The 20,173-nt window shown below is 69.2% G+C and carries 20 protein-coding genes; 11 read left to right on the top strand and 9 right to left on the bottom strand.

Annotated elements, in window-relative coordinates:
• Window position 1: 1 nt before the first annotated feature.
• On the bottom strand, window positions 2-499 hold the full coding sequence (locus KILIM_RS08865; protein WP_006592326.1) for a small multi-drug export protein: 498 nt from the start codon (window positions 497-499) through the stop codon (window positions 2-4).
• 274 nt (window positions 500-773) lie between these two features.
• Entirely contained in the window at window positions 774-1,181 is a 408-nt protein-coding gene (locus KILIM_RS08860) for a VOC family protein (RefSeq protein WP_006592325.1), read from the bottom strand.
• A 381-nt stretch (window positions 1,182-1,562) separates the two neighbouring features.
• On the opposite strand from KILIM_RS08860, the gene KILIM_RS08855 reads away from it, so the two are divergent.
• Window positions 1,563-2,762: a multidrug effflux MFS transporter gene (locus tag KILIM_RS08855; RefSeq protein WP_006592324.1), complete on the top strand. Its 1,200-nt coding sequence runs from the start codon at window positions 1,563-1,565 to the stop codon at window positions 2,760-2,762.
• Here KILIM_RS08855 and KILIM_RS08850 read toward each other — a convergent pair.
• The 3 genes from KILIM_RS08850 to KILIM_RS08840 all read right to left on the bottom strand — a co-directional run bounded on the left by KILIM_RS08850 (window position 2,759) and on the right by KILIM_RS08840 (window position 4,293).
• Complete coding sequence (locus KILIM_RS08850; protein ID WP_006592323.1) at window positions 2,759-3,175, bottom strand: type II toxin-antitoxin system VapC family toxin; 417 nt, start codon at window positions 3,173-3,175, stop codon at window positions 2,759-2,761. The genes KILIM_RS08855 and KILIM_RS08850 overlap by 4 nt on opposite strands.
• 43 nt (window positions 3,176-3,218) lie before the next feature.
• A complete protein-coding gene (locus tag KILIM_RS08845; protein WP_040562753.1) occupies window positions 3,219-3,503 on the bottom strand; it encodes a type II toxin-antitoxin system Phd/YefM family antitoxin in 285 nt (94 codons plus the stop codon).
• Window positions 3,504-3,564: 61 nt separating this feature from the next.
• A complete protein-coding gene (locus tag KILIM_RS08840) occupies window positions 3,565-4,293 on the bottom strand; it encodes a DUF1345 domain-containing protein (protein WP_157551605.1) in 729 nt (242 codons plus the stop codon).
• Window positions 4,294-4,429: 136 nt separating this feature from the next.
• On the opposite strand from KILIM_RS08840, the gene KILIM_RS08835 reads away from it, so the two are divergent.
• The 5 genes from KILIM_RS08835 (at window position 4,430) to KILIM_RS08815 (ending at window position 9,658) form a co-directional block, all read left to right on the top strand.
• Window positions 4,430-5,317: a siderophore-interacting protein gene (locus KILIM_RS08835; RefSeq protein WP_006592320.1), complete on the top strand. Its 888-nt coding sequence runs from the start codon at window positions 4,430-4,432 to the stop codon at window positions 5,315-5,317.
• Window positions 5,318-5,460: 143 nt separating this feature from the next.
• Complete coding sequence (locus tag KILIM_RS08830; protein WP_006592319.1) at window positions 5,461-6,906, top strand: alpha/beta hydrolase; 1,446 nt, start codon at window positions 5,461-5,463, stop codon at window positions 6,904-6,906.
• Window positions 6,907-7,016: 110 nt separating this feature from the next.
• Window positions 7,017-7,274 (top strand): hypothetical protein, encoded by a 258-nt coding sequence (locus tag KILIM_RS08825; protein ID WP_006592318.1) that lies wholly within the window; start codon window positions 7,017-7,019, stop codon window positions 7,272-7,274.
• A 452-nt stretch (window positions 7,275-7,726) separates the two neighbouring features.
• Complete coding sequence (locus KILIM_RS08820) at window positions 7,727-8,353, top strand: hypothetical protein (protein WP_006592317.1); 627 nt, start codon at window positions 7,727-7,729, stop codon at window positions 8,351-8,353.
• A gap of 123 nt (window positions 8,354-8,476) precedes the next feature.
• Window positions 8,477-9,658, top strand: coding sequence for an ATP-binding protein (locus KILIM_RS08815; protein WP_006592316.1), 1,182 nt, complete (start codon window positions 8,477-8,479; stop codon window positions 9,656-9,658).
• Between the two features lie 26 nt (window positions 9,659-9,684).
• Here KILIM_RS08815 and KILIM_RS08810 read toward each other — a convergent pair whose 3' ends face one another.
• Window positions 9,685-10,623, bottom strand: a complete 939-nt coding sequence (locus KILIM_RS08810) for a DUF2971 domain-containing protein (protein WP_006592315.1) — start codon at window positions 10,621-10,623, stop codon at window positions 9,685-9,687.
• Between the two features lie 106 nt (window positions 10,624-10,729).
• Here KILIM_RS08810 and KILIM_RS08805 point away from each other — a divergent pair, with 106 nt between their 5' ends.
• Window positions 10,730-11,443, top strand: a complete 714-nt coding sequence (locus KILIM_RS08805; protein ID WP_040562751.1) for a proline racemase family protein — start codon at window positions 10,730-10,732, stop codon at window positions 11,441-11,443.
• A gap of 20 nt (window positions 11,444-11,463) precedes the next feature.
• Here the strand turns inward: KILIM_RS08805 and KILIM_RS23950 are convergent, their stop codons facing one another.
• Entirely contained in the window at window positions 11,464-11,655 is a 192-nt protein-coding gene (locus tag KILIM_RS23950) for a hypothetical protein (protein WP_157551604.1), read from the bottom strand.
• A gap of 203 nt (window positions 11,656-11,858) precedes the next feature.
• Here KILIM_RS23950 and KILIM_RS08800 point away from each other — a divergent pair, with 203 nt between their 5' ends.
• Entirely contained in the window at window positions 11,859-13,100 is a 1,242-nt protein-coding gene (locus KILIM_RS08800; protein WP_006592313.1) for a cation:proton antiporter, read from the top strand.
• Here the strand turns inward: KILIM_RS08800 and KILIM_RS08795 are convergent.
• Entirely contained in the window at window positions 13,072-14,148 is a 1,077-nt protein-coding gene (locus KILIM_RS08795) for an NAD/NADP-dependent octopine/nopaline dehydrogenase family protein (protein ID WP_006592312.1), read from the bottom strand. The two genes, KILIM_RS08800 and KILIM_RS08795, sit on opposite strands and share 29 nt — an antisense overlap.
• Window positions 14,149-14,387: 239 nt before the next feature.
• Here KILIM_RS08795 and KILIM_RS22270 point away from each other — a divergent pair, with 239 nt between their 5' ends.
• Window positions 14,388-16,043 (top strand): methyl-accepting chemotaxis protein, encoded by a 1,656-nt coding sequence (locus KILIM_RS22270; protein ID WP_006592311.1) that lies wholly within the window; start codon window positions 14,388-14,390, stop codon window positions 16,041-16,043.
• A 68-nt stretch (window positions 16,044-16,111) separates the two neighbouring features.
• On the opposite strand, the gene KILIM_RS08785 is transcribed toward KILIM_RS22270, so the two are convergent.
• Window positions 16,112-16,939, bottom strand: coding sequence for an alpha/beta fold hydrolase (locus tag KILIM_RS08785; RefSeq protein WP_085955996.1), 828 nt, complete (start codon window positions 16,937-16,939; stop codon window positions 16,112-16,114).
• A 278-nt stretch (window positions 16,940-17,217) separates the two neighbouring features.
• Between KILIM_RS08785 and KILIM_RS08780 the strand changes: the two genes are divergently transcribed.
• Both KILIM_RS08780 and KILIM_RS08775 read left to right on the top strand, forming a co-directional pair.
• A complete protein-coding gene (locus KILIM_RS08780; RefSeq protein ID WP_006592309.1) occupies window positions 17,218-18,447 on the top strand; it encodes an AAA family ATPase in 1,230 nt (409 codons plus the stop codon).
• A gap of 85 nt (window positions 18,448-18,532) precedes the next feature.
• A complete protein-coding gene (locus KILIM_RS08775; RefSeq protein WP_006592308.1) occupies window positions 18,533-20,134 on the top strand; it encodes a Na+/H+ antiporter NhaC family protein in 1,602 nt (533 codons plus the stop codon).
• Window positions 20,135-20,173: the final 39 nt, after the last annotated feature.

The following is a 20,173-nucleotide window of genomic DNA, read 5'->3' as shown; positions in this document are numbered from 1 at the left end:
CTCATGCGTCCGTGAAGAAGGCGAAGCCGGCCAGCGTGGCCCAGGCCGCGACGATGCACCACAGGACGGTCATCGCGCTGATCCACACGAAGGTGGGTGTGGCCCGCGTTCCGATGGCGACGGCGGCAACAGCACAGAGTTGCGTGCCGATGAAGGGGCTGAGGAACGACAGAAGGGGCAGTCCGCCGCGATCCATGACGCGCACCACGCGTTGCTGCCGGTGTTCGGCCTTGGCTGCCTTGCGGGCGCGCTCTTGGGCGTCTTCACCCTTCTCCGCGCTACGCCGCCGCCGGAACGCAACCCACCGCTGTCTGAACCACTCACCTGCGTACGCGGCCAAGCCGATCGTGAGAATGTTGCCCGTCGCGCCCGCGATGACGACCGGCAGCGCCGGGAGGCCGGCGATTATCCCGGCTGGGATGACGAAGATCGCCTCCAGCCACGGGAACGCGCCCCCCACGAACACCCCGATCAGGCCCCAGACGGTCTCGGTCGACATGCGGTCCTTCGCGGTGAGGGGGACAGGGCAGCGGCGCCTGCCACCTGCAGGTCGCGCCCCTCATCCTTAACCGGCGGCCCCCCGATAGTGCAAGGCAGATTCGATCCCCACGAACAGGGCCCATGCCGCGGTGACGGCGAATCACCCGCCCCCAGAGAGCTCGGTTCCAGCCGTCGGCCGGTCCGGCGAGGCCCACCGGAGCCCCGGGTGCTCGCCTGCGGGAGTTGGCCGGGTGCCCTGCCGCACGCCCGGGGCGCGGCAGAGCGGCTTCCGATCAGGCCCCGGCGGCGTCGCCGGCGATGTTGATGTGCCAGGAGATGCCGAACTTGTCGGTGAGCAGGCCGTACAGGTCGCCCCACATCTGCTTCTCCAGGGGCATGACGACCTGGCCGCCGTCGCGGAGCCCCTCCCAGAAGCCGCGCATCGCGTCGGCGTCATCGCCGGAGATCGAGATCTGGATGTTGTTGCCGGGCACCAGATCTGGCCCCATGCCCGGCAACTGGTCCGAGGCGTAGAGGTGGAAGCCGGTCGGGGTCTCCAGCGCCGCGTGCATGACGCCGTCGACGTCCATGCCCGACTCCTTGAACGACATCGATTGGACCGATCCGCCGAGAACCTCGGCGTAGAACGCCATGGCCTCCGCGGCGTTACCGGGAAAGGTCAGGTAGGGGTTGAGCTGCATTGCCACGGGAGTTCTCCTCATCGCGATCCGGCCGAGCGAGCGACACGAGCTGTCGACACCACGCAAGCTACCCGCCCCCGATGACGCCGGCGCCGACGTACCGAATGACCTTGGCGACACCCAGCGCATCGGCAAGTGCCGGCTGACGTAGCGGATTCTCGACGTACCCGGGGATGCTCGCCCAGACGGGCTCGTGGCATCGCCGCAGGTCAACGCGTTGGGTGCGCTAGGGGCGCTTCGCCTGAGTACGTCAAGAATCCGCTACGTCCACCGAGACCCCCTTCGGCCTGGCAGATCGAATCGATTTGATAGCGTCCGGTCGGGCAGCGCCGCTCGCTCGAGGCCGCCGAGCGGCCAACCCATTGCTTTTCGAGGAGTTTCGTGTCCGCCCAGTACGCCCGCCCCCTGCCGTCACGGCGACGGCTGCTCATCATGCTCGGGGCCCTGTCGGCGTTCGGGCCGCTGTCGTTCGACATGTACCTGCCGGGGCTGCCGCAACTGACGAGTGACCTGGGCGCCACTGACACGGGCGGGCAACTGTCGCTGTCGGTGTCGATGATCGGGCTCGGCCTCGGACAGGTCGTCGTCGGGCCGCTCAGCGACCAGGTCGGTCGCCGGTGGCCGCTCATCATCGGGGTCACGCTCTTCACGGTCGCCGCAGTGGCCTGCGCGCTCACCCCCAACCTGGAGTTCCTACTCATCGCACGCTTTCTCGGCGGGCTCGGCGGTGGCGCCGGCGCCGTCATCGCACGCTCGATGGTCCGCGACCTCTACAGCGGGCGCGAGGCGGCCCGCGCCTTCGGGATCACCGCCCTGGTGTTCGGCGTGGCCCCCGTCGTCGCTCCCCTGCTCGGCGCCCTGCTGCTGGTGGTGACCGGCTGGCGCGGCATCTTCGTGGCCATCGCCCTCTGCGGCGCGGCGCTGCTCGTGGCCGCGGTGCGACTTCCCGACACCCTCCCGCCAGAGAAGCGCAAGGACGCCAAGCTCTGGTCGCTGTTCAGTGAGTTTCCCCGCGTGCTGCGCGACCGGTCGTTTCTGGCGCCCGCGCTGGTGCTGGCCATCGGCTTTCAGCCGCTGAGCCTGTACCTGGCGATGAGCAGCTTCGCCATGCAGAACGGCTACGGCCTGAGCGCGCAGCAATTCGGTTACCTGTTCGCCGCCAACTCCGTGGGCATCCTGCTGCTCGGACGGCTCAACCTGCGGATCGTCAGCATCATCGGTTCGTTCCGGGTCCTCGTGTGGACGCTGGCCATGAGCATCGTCGCGTGCCTGGCCGTAGCAGTCGCCACCCACGTCGAGGGGGCCTCGGTGTGGTGGGTGATCATCCCGCTGTTCTTTGCGATCTCGGTGGCGGGGCCACTGCTGCCCAACGCCACGACGCTGGCGCTGGAGGGACAGGGTCAGGCGATCGGCGCCGCGGCCGCGTGCATCGGCCTGGTGCAGAGCCTCTTCGGTGCGCTCATTCCGCCGATGGTGTCGCTGCTGGGGGTCACGCCGCAGCTCATGGGGATGTCGATGGCGATCGCGTCGGTCTTGTGCGTCGTCCCACTGCTCGCCGTTCCGCGCGCCGCCCGCCTCTAGGAGGGCGGTGAGAGGCGATCGGGGTAGGTGATCGCGATCTCCCCGATGGTCTCCGGAAAGTCCTTGCGGTTGTTTGTCACGAATCGCTCGGCGCGGGCATGGACGGCGGTCGCCAGATGCACCGCGTCTGCGGCCCGCAGGGCGTACCGCGCGCCGAGGGCGACCGCGAGACGGGCCGTCGCGGCGTCACACGGCAGGAGATCCAGGCGCGCCACAAGGGCGGTGAGCTGCTGGACCTCGCCCACGTTCTCGGTACGTACCGGCTTGATGAGCAGTTCGGGCAGGAGAAGAGTCGAGCCGATGCCGGCCGGCACTCCCGGCTCGGAGGCCGCCAAGAGGGCACGAACCGGCGACCCGAGGGGATGCCCCGGCACTGCAGCGTAGATGAGCACATCGGCGTCGAAAGCGTCCAAGTCAGCGTCCTCGAGCGAAGTGCCTGCAGATCGATGACGTCAGTCAGCGCGGCCCGCGGGAACGGTCGACGTCAGCGACGAGATCTCGGGCGGTGGCGTTGCTCAACGACGGTGCGGGTAGGGGCGCCCGACGTGCTTGCTCGATCCGCACATCGAGGTCGTCGGCGACGGCATAGGCAGATTCCGCGGCGCGGGCGCGCACCCGATCGAGCCGAACGACCACGGCGACCGGCTTGCCGTGCCGCGTCACAACGATGTCCTCGCCCGCCTCGACCCGGTCGAGCACGCGAGGAAGCTCAGCGCGTACCTCGCTCATCGACATCGCCATGTACTCAACTGTACAACGATGTACATCGAGCACTCCACATCCGCCTGGCTGGACAGCCAACTCAGGCGATGGCGCTGACGGCGACGGCGAGGATGACCGTGTTGAAGATGAAGGCGATGATGCCGTGCCCCATGACCGTGCGCCGCATCGTCGACTCCTGGATATCGACGTCGGTGGTGCCGAAGGTTGTGTTCACCCCGAACGAGAAGTAGAGGTAGTCCACCCAGCGCAGGTCGTCGGCCCCACCGGGAAACGAGAGTTGCGTGCCTGGCTCCCGCTGATCGCGGCACATGTACTCGACCGCGTAGGTGAGCACGACCGACAGCCACGACGCGACGAGCAAGGCGACGATGACAATGGCCCCCGCGATCGTGGACAACCCCAACGCCCACCAGAAATCCGCCGATTGCCCGATGACGACGGCGCCGAGCGAGATGGCGGAGAGCCCGGTCGCCATCCCCGCGCCGGGCTGCGTTCCGAGCACGAACCGCTCCACCCGCGTACCCGGCTGCGTCGAGCGCGCCCACTCGCGGCACTCCTGCGGGGAGACGCGAGCGAAGACGACGATCGTCATGAGGGCGTAGATCGCGAGGTAGGTGGCGAGCAGCACCAGGGTGTAACCCAAAAACGTAAACAGGCTGACGTGCGCGGCGATCCGCAGTTGCAGCGGCAGCGCGAGCAGAATCGCCAGCCCTACCGAGCCGTAGGCCCGACGCTTCTCCGACATCCACCAGGCCCAGCTCGTGACCTTGTTCTTGCGCCGCGCCTCCGGCCGACCATCTGCGATCATCCGGCTACCGTAGGCGACCGGCGCGCGGAGGCCGTGCGGCTGAGCCTGGTTGCGCGGCACCCCACCTTCCGTGATTAGGTAAGCCTTACCTCACTTGCCTGCAGGCTCCGATGCCTGTCCGCCGGAAGGACCAGAGATGACCGTCGCAGCCTTGCGTGATGCGCTCGTCGAGCGGGTGTGGGGCGTATACGCCGCCCGTTCCAGCGCGCCGCCGCCCCGACGTCCCACACACCACCAGGTGATCGCGCAGGTCAGCGCGGTCCGTGAACTGACGCCGGGTCTGCGCCGCATCACCCTGGTGGCCCCAGACCTGGCGGCGTGGCGGCCGGCGGGGCCCGATGAGTACTTCGGTCTGCTGATGCCTCGACGCGGGAGTGCGCTGCAGCTACCCGACGCGGGCCGGCGCGACGTGCGCGCGGCCCTGGCCGAACTGCCGGAGGCGACCCGCCCCGACCTGCGCTGGTACACCGTCGCCGAGTATCGGCCGCACGACAGCGAGATCGACGTGGACGTGGTGCTCCACGGGGATGCCGGGCCGGGGTCGGCCTGGGCCTGCGGGGCGGCACCCGGGGATGCCGTCGGCGTGCGCACCAGTGGCGCCTGCTACGCGCCGCCTCAACCGCAGGCGCGGCAACTGCTCGTCGCCGACGAGACCGCGCTGCCCGCGCTCGCCGCGATCATCCGCTCGCTGTCCGATCCGCTGCCGCCGCTCGAGGTGCACATCGAAGTTCCCGACGTGCGGTTCGTGGACGCCTACAACGCGTCCTTTGCTCGGCTCTCCGATTCGCCGCTCGGATCCGCGGTCGTCCACGACCGCGGATCAGCGGAACCCGGCGCCGCGATCCTGCCTGCCCTCACCGCACCGACCACCCCGGCCTTCGATGGGCGAGCTCTGGGGTACGCCTGGCTGTGCGGGGAGTCCACCACGGTGACCACCCTGCGCCGCCACCTCGTGGCCAGCGGCGTCGACAAGCGGCACATCTTCTTCAGCGGCTACTGGAAGCGCGGCGCGGCCCGAGGGTGAGCGCCACCGGCAGTGTGTTGCCCACATATCCACCTTTGGGTTGAACGCACTTTTGCGACACTGCAGATATGACTCCTACGTGCACCGCGCGGCGCTTCGTCGTCCTGATGTCCATCGCCGGGCTCGCCGCCGCAGGATGCTCAATGCCGAGCAACACCTCGGCATCACCCCAAACGACTTCAGCGAGTGCGGCGCCGGTATCTGTGACGCCCTGGAAGGCCTGCACCGACGAGGACCTCAAAGGCCTGGAGTGCGCGGACGTATCGGTGCCGCTGGACTACGCCAACCCGCAGGGGGAGAAGATCACCCTCGCCATCAGTCGCCGCGCACACAAGGGCAGCGACTTCAAGGGCGTGGTGCTGACCAATCCCGGGGGCCCGGGTGGTCTCGGGCGCACTGTGCCGAACAGCGCCGCGAACCTCCCGAACAACGTCGGCGACTCTTTCGACTGGATCGGCGTCGACATCCGTGGCGTCGGGGGCAGCAAACCGCAGGTCTCGTGCATCCCCGACTACTTCGCCACCCCGCAGCCGGTGTTCCGACCGGGCGACGACGCAGCGACCCAGAAGTGGATCGAACGGGTCAACGCATACGCGCAGGCCTGCAAGACGTCCGACGGGTTCAAGGTGCTCCAGCACATGACGACGCTCGACAATGCCAAGGACCTCGACTCCATTCGTCGGGCGCTGGGTGTCGACAAAGTGCATTTCTGGGGCACGTCGTATGGCACCTACCTGGGCCAGGTCTTCATGACCCAATACCCCCAGCATGTCGATCGCGTGGTCTTGGACAGCGTGGCCGACCCCAACAAGGGCTGGTACCAGTCAAACCTCGATCAGAACGTGGCGGTGACCAAGAGTTTCCGCGTCTTCCTGGAGTGGGTCGCCAAAAACCCCAACATGTTCCACCTCGGCACCGACGCCGACGCCATCGAGAGGAAGACGTTCGCGAAGATCGATGAGCTGGCCGCGAAGCCTCCAGCCGGAGCGGGTTCGTCGGAGCTGATCGCCTCGCTGATCAAGGCCGCCTACGGCGTTGGGTACTGGCCGATGAACGGGCAGCTGCTCGACGTCGTCCTCAACAAGAACGACCTGCAGGGTCTGGACGAGGGCAAGGACCCGAACCCCTCCGACAACAGTTATGCCGCCTACCTGGGCGTCGAGTGTTCGGAATCGACGTGGCCGGACATCCAGACAATGATCGCCGACGCGCGGCGCTTGGAGCCGGAAAACCAGCTCATGACGTGGAGCAACACCTGGCTCAACGGCCCCTGCGCCACCTGGCCCGTCCCGGCCAAGTCGCTCACCGCTGTCGACGGTGCGACGTTCGACAAGCCGTTCCTTATGATCGGCGAGACCCTCGACGGAGCGACCCCGTTCAGCGACGCGCTTGCCGTGCGGGACCGATTCGCATCCGCGCGCCTCGTCGAAGGCAAGAACGGCTCCACCCATTCTTCCGCGTTCTCCGCCAGCCCCTGCGTCCTCGACACCATCGCCGCCTACCTGACCACCGGCGACGTGCCGGCCCGCGCCGCGGGCTCCGTAGCCGACAAGGAATGCCCCGCAGTGGCACCGCTCCCCACCAGCTAGCCAAGGGTGGGTCACGTCGTGGTCAGTGGCGTCTGTCGGGTTAGCCCGACAGACGTCTGTCCGGCTCACCGGATGGTGCCCGGCCACCGCCGCTCCGTAGCGTCAAGGGCATGACGTCCCACCGCGTGCGCGCCACCCTCAATCGCCTCGTCCGGGAGTCGGTCTACCTGCTGATCTCGTGGCCGCTGCTGGTCGCCGCGCACGTCGTGCTCCTCACGTTGATCGCGGCCGGCATCCCCCTGGTGATCGTCTGGGAAGCTCGAGCACGACCCCACATCGGCCGGCGCGGCGGTCGAGTCCTCGATGTCGCAGGCCCGAGACACCCTCGCCGGGTCAGCGCGGTGCTCGCCTTCCTCGATCGGCGATGACGCGGGCCTAGGAGGAGGCGGCCCGGAGCCCGACCACCGGGCGGCGGTGCTCGAATCCGGGCGAAATGCTCGATACGGTGCGGAAGCATGCCGCGCCTTCTCTTGCATTCGCCCGCGACCCTCTCCGGCCCTGCGCGCAGATCGAGCGGGCGTCTGCTCGCGATCGTCACGATCGGCGCGTTGGCGGTCACGGGATGCGCCATTGCGCAGGACCCGGACGACGCCGCCCAGGCGCAGGAGGCGCAAGCCCCCACTCCCACTCCGGAACCCGAGCCCGAGCCGGCTGAGCTGCCCGGCGGGGGCACCACGATGTTCCCCGACCGGCGACTCGTCGCCCTCTACGGCTCCCCCGGCGTGCCAGCGCTCGGAGCGCTCGGCCAGCAGGATGTGACGCGGCCATCGCGCGCATCAAGAAGAAGGTCACCGAGTACCAGAAGTACAGCGACGAGCCGGTGCAGCCGGCGTTCGAGATCATCACCACCGTCGCCGCACGCGACCCCGGGCCCGACCGCAAGTACACGATGCTGCGCCCCAAGAGCGTGCTGCGGCCCTGGATCGAGGCGGCCGCCGAGAACGATGTGCACGTGGTGCTCGACCTGCAGCCGGGCCGCTCCCACTTCCTCGATCAGGCCAAGGAGTACGAGGAGTTTCTGCGCGAGCCACACGTGGGCCTGGCCCTGGATCCCGAGTGGCGGATCACGAACACCCAGGTGCACGGCAATCAGATCGGCTCGGTCGACGCCAAGGAGATCAACGAGGTCTCGAAGTGGCTCGCGGAGCTGACCCGCGAGCACGAGCTGCCGCAGAAGATGCTCATCCTGCACCAGTTCACCGACGGCATGATCACTAACCGCAGCCAGGTCGACACCTCCCACAAGGAGCTCGCCATCACCCTGCACGCCGACGGCCACGGCGGCCGGGAGCTGAAGTTCGCCACCTGGAATCGCCTGCAGCGCAACCTGCCCGACGGCATCTGGATGGCGTGGAAGAACTTCCACAAGCAGGACACCCCGACGTTCACCCCGCAGCAGACCTACCAGGACGTCGAACCCAAGCCGTGGTTCGTCTCCTACCAGTGAGCCGCTGCTGACGCGCGCCGCCACCGGGACTCCTCGGGCGGCAGCACGAAGACGTCCGGCCGTCCCCCGCTTTATGATCCTTTATGAAACGGCCCACTTCATAAAGTTTCATAAGGAGGCTCCGTGCTCGACCCTCTCGCATCGCCCTACACGCCGGGCGACATCGCCACGTTCACTCCCGGTCGTGAGCGGCAGACCGCCGCGCTGGAGCGGAGCCTCGTCGGTGTGGCAGGCAGGCAGCACTTCGAGGGCCGGATTCAGGTCGTGCAAGGCGCTCGAGGTGTGGGCAAGACATCACTGCTGCGAGCCGTAGAGCGAACAGCAACGGCACTGGGCCTGTCCACGGCCTTCGTGACCGCCAGTCCCGGCGCCACGCTCGCCCCGCTGGCGGACCTCCTCGCGCACCGGATGCAGCAGCTGTCGCCGATGCCGCTCACCGAGCAGTTCAAACACGCCGTCAGCCGCGTCGGCCTCCGACTCGGCCCCGCCGAAGTCGCGCTCGATGTCCGGGCCGCGAGCGCACTCCCCTCCGCAGTCTCCAGCCTCAAGCAGGTGGTGACGGCCGTCGCAGGCGCGACACAGGCGACCAACCGCGGCCTGGTGATCTTCATCGACGAGCTGCAAGATGCCGACCCGTCGGAGATTCGGGTTCTCGCGACCGCCTGGCAGGAGCTCCAGGCCGAGGTGCACGCCGCCGGAGCAGCGGCCCTTCCAGCAGCACTGATGGCGGCCGGACTGAGCAGCACCCAAGAGCGAGTCACCGAAGGAGCGTCCTTCGCCGAGCGGTTCCGTTTCGAGACGGTCACTAACCTGCCCGAGAACGCAGCCACCGCAGCCCTCTTCCAGCCAGCTCTTGAGGCTGGGGTGATTTGGGAGTCCGAGGCGCTGGAGATCGTGCTGACCAGGTCGGGCGGCTACCCGTACTTCGTCCAGCTCTACGGCCATGAAGTGTGGCTGTCACGCGAGCGACGAAGCGGCGACCGCATCGACCTCGATGACGCCAGGAGCGGAGTCGCCGCCGCTGACGAGCAAGTCGAGCTGTTCTATCGGGGGCGCTGGAACCGCGCGACCGCAGCCGAACGGCGCGTCCTAGCGACCATCGCGCGCTCGGGGCTGGAGGAAATGTCCCGAGCAGAACTCGCTGCAGCACTCGGCATGCACTCCAACGACCTCAGCGTCGCCCGCGCAGCTCTCCTGGGGAAGGGACTGCTTGCTGTCCCCCGCCGAGGGGTCCTCGCGCTCAACGCTCCAGGGTTCGGGCAGTTCATCCTCGACGAAACCGACGGAGATCCCCAGTTCGCCTAGCCCTCGCGCTCGTAGGCGCAGACGCGCTACGCGCGGAAGGGGATCTGGGACGCGAAGACGTCGACGTCGTAGCCGTTGCCGGCGAGCATCGCGCGGGTGGGTTCGGCGGAGCGGCCGCCGTGGGGAGAGGGTGAGATGGCGACGGCCCGGATCGGCAGGGGCGCGGCGCGATCGGTGAAGACCGAGCCGGGCTCTCCTGCACCCGTGAGGTGCAAGTAGGGCGCCATCCCGAAGGCCGACGCACGGTAGCGAACCACCCCCTGCCGGTACGCCGAACCGTCGGGGTCGAAGATGCCGGTGCAGTAGCGCACCTCGCGCTCGTCGTGAAAGCCGGAGTGTTTGATGAGGAAGAGGGCCTGTTCGAGATCGTCGAGCGTGCCCTGCACCGCCTCCAAGACGTCGGCGCGATCCAATTCTCCGGAGGCCACGCGGGCTCGGGCCGCCTCGTACGCCGCCGGGAGTCCCTCGACCACCGCCTCCGCCAGCGCTCGCTGCTCGGCCAGGTCGTAGCGCACGGGGGCCCACGGACGATGCGTGACGTAGCCGTCGCCCGTCGTCAACGGCGAGACGTCGACGCCCGGTTCGGTGAGCACGGCCAAGGGGGCGTGCGGATCGAGGCCGATGGCGTACGACTCCCCGCGGCCGCCGTAACACCGCCACATCGCCAGCAGATCCCAGTGCTGGGCGGCGCTCAGGATGAAGAACAGCGTCGGCGAGGCCGTCGAGGGCTTCATCAACTCCGACCGCAGCCGCTCCTCGATGAAGCGGCGCACCACGTCGTCGCTGCCTGCGGCCTTGACCTCCAGAGCCTCCTTCATGCGCGTGACCCCGAGCTCCACCTCCAGTGCGTCGTTGAGAAAGCCGGACGCGGTCGCCCACAGCACATGGTTGCTCGTGATGGACAGCAGGCCGGCGGCGTCCGTGTAGTGCCAGACCAGCCCGTCCGCAGGGGTGCTCGACGTCATCGGCTCAGCCTAGAAGGCCGCTCGCTCCGCCGACCGGACTGAGGGCGACCGTCGGGGCGGCGAAGTCGTCGCCTATGTTGCCGACGCAAGCGCTAGCGTGCGCACCATGCCGCACTCACTCCCCCCGGCCACGGAGCATTACCAGAGCGTCGACTATCACACGGGCGGCGAGCCGTTCCGCATCGTCACCAGCCTTCCGATCGACATCGAGGGAGCGAACGTGCCGGCGAAGCGGGTCTTCGCGATGGCCAACCCGCAGATCGAACGGATCCGACGGATCCTGTGCCACGAACCTCGCGGGCACGCGGACATGTACGGCGGCTTCGTCGTCGAGCCCGACGATGCAGGCGCGCACTTCGGCGTGCTGTTCTGGCACAAGGACGGCTTCTCGACGGCGTGCGGACACGGCACCATCGCCCTGGGTGTCTGGGCGATCGAGAGCGGACTCGTCCCCGCCGACCCCAGCGGCATCACCGAGGTGATCATCGATGTCCCCTCCGGCCGGGTGACCGCGCGCGTGCACACCGCCGCCGACGGCACGGTCCAGTGCGCGGATTTTCTCAACGTCCCCAGTTACGTGCTGGCCACGGACGTACCGGTGCAGACCTCGCGGGGCGAGTTGAGCGTGGACGTCACCTACGGCGGCGCGATCTACGCGCAACTCGATGCGGCAAGCGTGGGCTTGCAGGTCACGCCCGAATACGTCGACGACCGGGATGCCGTGCTGCCGATGGTCACCGGGATGGCCTATCGAACCGGCGAGCACACATTCGTCATCGACTCTCGCGATGACCTGACCCCCGGGTTCGTACTGCGTTGACCCGGCCGGAGAGCGCTCGGTCACGTTCCGTCGGCTCCGGCGCCCACGTCGCGGACAGCTGGGGCCGGTGTCGCCAGAGCGGTGGCTGCCAGGCTGCGTTCGTTGTGGGCGGCCGCGAGGTCGGCGGCGGCCGTGGCGTCGCCGGCCGCCACGAGGTCGACGAGGCGCCGCGTGCGACTCGACGACCGCCCCGGCATCGGCTTCGCAGGCAAGGCCGCGTTCTACGAGGTGTTGCGCGGACTGCACAGCTGACGAGGCGCGTTGCTGCGGTGCGCAGGTGCCCTGACCGAGTTGCACGAGCGGCTCGGAGGTCGAACCCCTGGTGAGACGCCCTGTTGGTCTGGCCTACCTTTGTTCAGGGTTCAGCGTGCCAGGAGGGCCGCCGGACGGGGATGGATCGATAAGGGGACGTGTCGTGACGACCGCGATTTTGGCATGCGGTGCTGTGCTGCTCATCTGGGCGTTGGCGGCTGAACAGCTGCGCACGTGGCGCATCACGGCACCCATGGTCATGGTGGCTGGCGGCCTGGCTGTCGGCGCGGCCAGCGCCTTGGGCATCGTGTCCCAGGACTTCGACCTCAAGATCGCCAATCAGGTGCTCACGGGCCGCACGGCTCAGCAGATCGCCGAAGTCATCCTCGCGCTGGTGCTCTTCGTCGACTCCTTCGAGATCCGCCGGGGCATCCTGGGCCACGAGCCCAAGCCCGCCAGCCGGCTGCTGTTTCTCGCGCTGCCGCTGAGCATCCTGCTCGGCACCGCGGCCGGACTGTGGGCCTTCCCCGCGTTGAGCGTGGCCGCCGTCCTCGCCATCGTCTGCGCGGTCGTGCCCACCGATATGGCGCCGGCCGCCGACATCCTCAAGGACAAACGCTTTCCCGAACGGGTGCGCAACGTTCTCAACGTCGAAAGCGGCTACAACGACGGCATCGTCGCCCCGATCTTCATCTTCGCCCTCACCCTGGCCGGCAACACCTCCCACGCCGCCACCCCGCAGGCGGCCCTGGCGGAGGCGCTCCCTGCGTCCCTCAAAGCCATCGTGGTGGGCGTCGCCTCCGGTCTGCTGATGCGGTTCGTCGTCGCCCGCGGCTGGTCCTCCTCGACGGCCCTGCGCGTCGGCGTCGTCACCATTCCGCTGCTCGCCTACGCCTTGGCGTTCACCTGGCACGGCAACGGCTTCGTCGCGGCCTTCGTCGCCGGGTTGGCGTTCCGCGCGGCCCGCGGCCACCTCGCCCACTCCGAGATCGACCTGACCGAAGACCTCGCCGCGCTCACCGGTTACGTCATGTGGTTCGTGCTGGGCGTGTGTTCGGTGATCGCCATGCAGGTGCTCTTCAGCTGGCAGGTCGCCCTCTTCCCGCTCGCGGCGCTGACCGTCGTGCGCATCGTGCCCGTGCTGCTGTGCCTGCTCGGGTCCTCGATGCCGCTGCGCGACCGGATGCTCGTGGCCCTGCTGGGGCCGCGCGGCATCGCCACGATCGTCTTCGGGCTGCTCGCCTTCGCCGACCTGCCCGCCAACGAGAGCGAGACGGCGCTGGCCGCGATGGTGGTCACCGTACTCGCCAGCTTCGTGCTGCACGGTGTGGGCGCGCCCTTCATCGCGCGGGTCTACGAGCGGCGGGCCGCGCAGGTCACAGGCCCCGCACCTGCTCCAAAGTGAGGTCGGCGAAGCCGAGATCCTTGGGGAGGCGCTTGCCGGCGGCGCGGAAGTCCACGTCGAGAATGATCGAGGCCATCGAAATCACCGTGTCGATCGCCGGGGTGGGCACGTCGCATTGGCGTGCCAACTCGGACATGAAGACCAATCCGTAGGGAACGTCCTCGGTCAGGTAGCGGAAATCCAGTGTCTTCGGCGCCTGCGACTTCGCGAACCCGATGCCGTCGTTGTAGCCCTTGAGGTAGGTCGCCTCCGACACATAACCCTGGCGCAGGCCCAACTCGGGGTCGCGCACGATATCGATGCCGAGGACCCGGCCGAGCTCCTGCCGCTCGCCCTCGACCGCCTCCATGAGTCGCGCTGAGGCGAGCGTCACACCTTCGGTGTAAAAGAGGAAGTCGCCGCCGGTGTTCTCGATGCGGCTCGCATTGAGCAGCATGATCGCCGGATGCAGCACCGGATTGCCGTTCTGCAGGGTTGTCTGCAACACATTCTTCGCCGCCTCGGCCTGCGGCCACACGACCTGCAACTTGGTCAGCAGCTCCGGGGTGCGTGAGCTGGGCAGCGCCGCGACGAACAGGCCGTCGAGCACCCGCGTCGTGACCCGCACGATCCCGGGCGCGACGAGCCGGCAGCCGTACGGCAGCGTGTGCGTCTCGCCGATGACGTAGGTGTCGTCCATGAGGTCGAGCCCGAGCGCCTGCTTGAGCACCACCGCGCCATTGCACGAACTCGGCAGCACGCAGTAGGCGGCGTCTTCGGAGAGCTTGCCGCGCAACGCCTCTCCCATCGCCTCGTGCGCGTAGGCGGGGCCGACGATGAGCACCAACTCGGCCCCCTCCAGGGCCCGGTCGAGGTCGTGCCCCGCGTACCGGACCGGCGCCGTGCCCTCGAACTTCACCCGCCCCTCGATGCTCCCCGCTGCCGCGATCGCGGCGATATTGGCGTCGAACTGCTCGAAGTCCCACATCGAGACCTCGTGCCCCGCTTGCGCCCACTCGAACGCCGCCGCGGTACCGCCGTTGCCGGACCCCATGATCGCTACCCGCATGCCGCTGTCTCTCCTCATTCGATCGTCGCCTCGTTACCTCTGTCGATCTTGCCGCACTCGCGTGACCCTGGGTCCGGACCCACGAAGGCGGGAGGCCCCAGAAAGGCCGAACGTCCCTTCCCGGGGCAGCTCGGAGTGGCCGGTCTCAGATCCCGTGTCCGCGTGTCGATCTCTAGGGCTGGAGCGCAGAAATAGCACGTTTGCTCCTAAAAGGCACGAATTGTCCCGGAGGAATTCTCGTGAAGCAGTCAAGAATCACCACCATCGCGGCAGCGGCTGCGATCGGCCTCACAGCCTTGGCCGGGGCAGCCGTCGTCGGCAACGTGTACTCGACCAACCAGATGACGCGCTCCATCGCCGTCAAAGAGCAGTCGATCGAGGCCGCCGAGACGGTTCGGGACTCCTCCCGGCTGTTGACCAACACCGTGCGCGCCTACACCGCGACGGGCGACCAGGCCTGGCTCGACCAGTACTGGACGGAGATCAACGAGACCAAGTCGCAGGCCAAGGCGATCGCCACGTTGGAGTCGCTGGAGACGCCGCAGTCGGAACTCGACCTCGTGGCCCAGGCGAGCCAGAACTCCGCGACGCTCGTGCAGACCGAGACCCGAGCCATGCGGCTCATGCTCGAGGCCGCGAATGTCGCTCCCGCCGCCATGCCGGGGCCGGTCGCGGAGTACAGCCTGTCGGCTGCCGACCGCGCGCTGAACGCCGAGCAGAAGCGGGAACTCGCCCGCGACCTCGTGCACAACGAGGCGTACCTGGGTGAGGCCGCCAAGATCATGGGCCCGATCGAGCAGTTCCGCACCGAGAACGCCCAGCGGGTGACCGCCGACGCCGAATCGAGCGCCTGGCTGCGCTCTGCCACCGAGATCGCCCTGGCCATCATCGCGGTACTGCTCTCGATCGCCCTCCTGACCATCCTCTGGGTGTTCCACCGCCAGATGGGCTCGGTGATCCGGCACTACGCCACCACGTTGCAGGACCGCGACCCCCGCGACCTGTCGTTCACCCTCGAGCCCGAGGGCGTCGACGAGTTGCACGACCTGGCGGATGCCTTCAACGCCCAGAACGAGCAGGTGTCCACGGTCATCGCGGCCATCAGCACGAACGCGGCGGCCCTGTCGTCGGCCTCCAGCCAGCTGACTGCCACGGCCTCCCGCCTCGATGAGGTCTCGACCCGCACCCGCGCGGAGGCGCAGTCGGCCTCGCACGCCGCCGGCGATGTCAGCAACAGCGTCTCCACCGTCGCCTCCGGCACCGAGGAGATGAGCGCCTCCATTCAGGAGATCGCCACCGCCGCCACCCGCGCCACGGGCGTCGCCCAGGAGGCCGTGCATTCGGCCGAGCTGACCGCCGAGACCGTGCGCAAGCTGTCGGAGTCCTCGATCCGGATCGGGGAGGTCATGAAGGCGATCACCAGCATTGCCGAGCAGACCAACCTGCTCGCGCTCAACGCCACCATCGAGGCGGCCCGCGCCGGCGAGGCGGGCAAGGGCTTCGCGGTCGTCGCCAACGAGGTCAAGGAGCTGGCGCAGCAGAGCGCCGCGGCCACCGAGGACATCTCCACCCGCGTCCAGGGTATTCAGGACGACGCCGCCGCCACCAGCGCGGCGCTCGCCAACATCACCGAGGTCATCGCGCGCATCAACGAGACCCAGTCGACGATCGCCTCCGCCGTCGAGGAGCAGACGGCGACGACCAACGAGATGAGCCGATCGGTGCACGACGCGGCCTCCGGATCGTCCGGCATCGCCAGCAACATCGACAAGGTGGCCGGCAACGCCGGAGAGACGTCCGACGGCGCCGCGCAGACGCTCACCGCCGCGCAGGATCTGTCGCGCCTGTCCCAGGAACTGCACGACATCGTCGGGCAGTACCGCGTGCGCGCCTGATCGTTATCGCATCGCCCCGCCGGGCAACACTCGGCGGGGCGAGGCGCATCGGGCCTTCGGCGGGCCCCTCACTCTCCGGCTTGCAGCAGCTCCAGCACCACGCCGGCCACGAGGTCGGGTTCGGTGATGGGCACCAGGTGGCCGGACCGCGGCGTCACCACGTGCCGTCCGTCGTGGGCGGCGGCCGTCGCGGCGTGCGCTTCATTCAACTGCCGTCGGCTGCGGCGCTCCAGAGGTCCGGCACGGCCGCCGGAGACCACCACGGTGGGCACCCCTGGTAGCGCCGGAGGGTGGCGACGCAGCGCGGCCAGGCCCGGCTGGATGTGCCGATTCTCCGCCGCGGTCGCCCGGGCGGCGCTGGGGGTGCTGGAGGCCGCCACCGTGGCAGTGCGGTAGGGCTCGGGCAGGCCGGAGGCGAGAGCCCCGAAAACGGGCCGCAACAACCCCAGGCGCCCCAGCACCGGCAGGACGGCCGTGTAGAGAGCGTCGCCGACCGTCGCGGCCGCGCCGAAGTACAGGTCCGCGCGCTCGTCCGAGGCGTCGATGAGGGCCAAACCCGTCGGCGGCAGCCCCCGAGCCAGTCGCCTGGCCGCCACCAGGCGGACGATCGGCCCGCCCCAACTGTGACCCACGAGCACGAGGCGGCGGTGCGGGTGGGCGTCGATCAGGTGGTCGAGGTCGTCGGTCAGCCGGGCCGGATCGCGCGGCTGCGCGTCCGGGGTGCTCTCGCCGAGGCCGGCGCGATCGTAGGCGAGGGTGCGCACCTGCGGGGCGAGCCGGGCCAGGGCCTCCTGGACCGGGCCCCAATACCGGCCGCTGAAGCCCAGACCCGCCTCGAACACCACGAGGTCGGGGCCGTCGCCAGTACCCTCAACAGCGCCCTCCCCAGCGCTCATGGTGACGAGGCGACGCCCGTCCGGGAGGTGAGCCACGCCATCGACCGGAGTGGTCGCAGCGGGAGAGCCGTCCTCGCCTGGCTGCCGGCTGCTGCCTGGACTGTTCACCCTGCCCTCGACTTCTCACACCAGCGTGTTTCGCCCGTTTCACCTGGTCGGACGATCGCCCCCAGGGTACCTACCCGGCTGCCTCAGGGCCGCACGCGCAGGCCGCACGCGCAGGCCGCACGCAGGCGGGTCCGCGAACCTTGTCGGTGCTCGCCCCTAGGTTGCTCCACATGTACAGCGTGCTGGCGGTCGCGGGCTACCGATCGTTGCGTGACGTGCGGGTCACGCTCGGTCGGCTCACGGTCGTCACCGGCCCGAACGGCGCCGGCAAGTCGAGCCTGTACCGGGCGCTGCGGCTGCTGGCCGACTGCGGCCAGGGTCGCGTCGTGGCCTCCCTGGCCCGCGAGGGTGGCCTGCAGTCGGCCCTGTGGGCCGGGCCGGCCACCCTGGGCGGTGCCCGCCGGAGCGGCCGCACCGAGGGCACGATCCGCAAAGAGCCCATCTCCCTGCGGCTCGGCGTGGGCGGCGTGCACCTGGGCTACCTCGTAGACCTCGGTCTGCCGCCGCAATCCCCGAAGGCCTACCGGGCCGAACGCATCCCGTTCTTCCTGCGCGACCCGGAGATCAAACGCGAGGCGGTCTTCCAGGGGCCGGTGATGCGGCCGGCCACCCTCGCGGCCCGCCGCCGCCACCAGGTCGTCGAGCTGCGCGGGCCCGACGGGTGGGAGCGCGCGGAGGTCCGCTTGCCACCCTTCGCCAGTCTGCTGACCGAGTACAGCGATCCCGCTTCCGCGCCTGCGCTGTGGGCCATGCGCTCGGTGCTGCGGCGCTGGCGCTTCTACGACGGTTTTCGCGCCGACCCCCAGGCACCCGCACGGCTCCCGCAGGTGGGCACCCGCACCGGCGCCCTCGCCGACGACGGCGCCGATCTGGCCGCGGCCCTGGCGACGATCCTCGAACAAGACCCGGGCCGCCTGCACCGCTGCGTCGGCGACGCCTTCCCAGGCGCCACCCTCGACATCCAGGTCACCGACGGGATGTTCGACATCGCCCTGCAGCAACCCGGCATGCTCCGGGCGCTGCGGGCGGCGGAACTCTCCGACGGCACGCTGCGCTACCTGCTGTGGCTGGCCGCCCTGCTGACGATCGACCCGCCGCCGTTCATGGTGCTCAACGAGCCCGAAACGAGCCTGCACCCCAGCCTGCTGCCGCCGCTGGCCCGGCTCATCGGGGAGACGGCCACGCGCACTCAAGTACTGGTCGTCACCCACTCGCAGCCGCTGCTCGAGGCCCTCGCCCAGGCGCATCCCGGGTTGCTGGACCCGCTCGACGACGATCCGGTGCCACCGGGCGTCGTGCCCGCCCACCGCCTCGTCGACCTGGCGACCGATCTGGGCGAGACCGTCGTGGTGGGGCAAGGCCTGCTCAGCCGCCCGACGTGGGAATGGGGTCGTCGATGAACGTGTCCCACGCTCCGCATGGCCGGCCCCCGATACGTTGGGAGCCCCGCCCGGCACCGGGCCTGCCCACTGCACAGGAGCCCCCGTGATCGACTCGCAGCCCTGGTTGACCCTCCTGCCACCGTTGCTGGCGATCGTGTTGGCGATCCTGACCCGGCGGGTGCTGCTGAGCCTGGGGGCCGGTGTCGTCGCCTGCGCTCTGCTCATCGCCGACTTCTCCCCGGGTGCGTCCGTCGCCGTCGCCTGGCAGGCCTTCGCCGGGATCTTCGTCGAGGACGGGGAGCTGAACACCGGGCAGGTCTACATCGTGCTGTTCATGTTGCTGCTCGGCGCGATCAGCGCCTTCGTGCTGATGTCGGGCGGCACCCGGGCCTTCGCCGACTGGGCCTACGAACGCATCCACACGCGCCGCGGCGCGACCTTCCTCCCGGCGATCCTGGGTCTGGCCATCTTCATCGACGACTACTTCAACGCCCTGACCGTCGGCCAGGTGAGCCGGCCCGTGACCGACCGCTTCCGCGTGTCGCGGGCCAAGCTCGCCTACATCGTCGACTCGACCTCCGCCCCCGTGTCGGTCATCGTGCCGTTCTCCAGCTGGGGCGCGTACATCATCGGCGTGCTCGCCCCGATCGTCGCGGCCTCGACACTGACGATCTCCGGGCTGGAGGCCTTCGTCGGTTCGGCCCTGGCCAACTACTACGCCTTCGCCGCCATCTTCACGGTCGGGGTGATCCTCGCCCTGCGCATCGACTTCGGCCCGATGCGTGACCGGGAGCAGCGCGCGCTCGAGCACGGCGAGGTCGTCGACGACGGCTCCGACATCCCCGGCAAGCTCTCCGAGGACCTGCCCGTGCACCACCCGGGCGCCAAGCGGGCCTTGGTCGTGCCGTTCCTCGCGCTCGTCGTCGCGGTGCTCGTGGGTATCGTCTGGACGGGCTATCAGGGCGCCGAATCGTGGGAGCTCATCGCCGTCCTCGCAGAGACGGATGTCGTCACGTCGCTGCTGTTCGGCGGCATCGTCGGGCTCGCGGTCGCCCTCTACTACTACGTGCGTTACACCTCCCAGAATCCGCAGTTCGGGTGGTCAGCGTTCGGTAGGGCTTGGCACGAGGGCATCCGCTCGATGATCCCGGCCATCGCGATCCTGCTGTTCGCCTGGACCTTGGGCACCCTCATCGACGAGCTCGGCACCGGCACCTACCTGGGACACATCGTCGAGGCCTCGCCGTTGACCCCCGCATGGCTCGTACCGCTGATGTTCCTCGTCGCGGACACCATGGCCTTCGCCACCGGCAGCTCGTGGGGCTCCTTCGGCCTGCTGCTGCCGATCGCCGGCGCGATCATGGTCAGTCTGGACGCGCCGGAGCTGCTGCTGGCCGCGCTCGGCGCGGTGCTCGCCGGCGCCGTGATGGGCGACCACATGTCACCGATCTCGGACACCACGATCCTGTCGGCCACCGGCTCGACCTGCGGGGTCATCACGCACGTCGTCACCCAGCTGCCGTACGCCGCTGTCAGCGGGCTGGGCGCGCTGATCGGCTATGTCGCTCTCGCGCTGACCGGCCACACGCTGATCGGCCTGGTCGTGGCTCTGGCCGCCACGACCCTCGTGCTGCTGGGGATCCGCGCCGTGCGGCCACCGCTGTCGACCGAGGCCGCGGAGAAGAGCCCGCAACCCGCGCGTTGAGGCTGGGACGGCCGCGACAGCAGTGCTCAGCGCACGGTC

The organism is Kineosphaera limosa NBRC 100340 (assembly GCF_000298215.1).
GTDB lineage: Bacteria > Actinomycetota > Actinomycetes > Actinomycetales > Dermatophilaceae > Kineosphaera > Kineosphaera limosa.
Note: the sequence above shows the minus strand (reverse complement) of the source record. Positions and strands in the feature narration are given on the sequence as shown.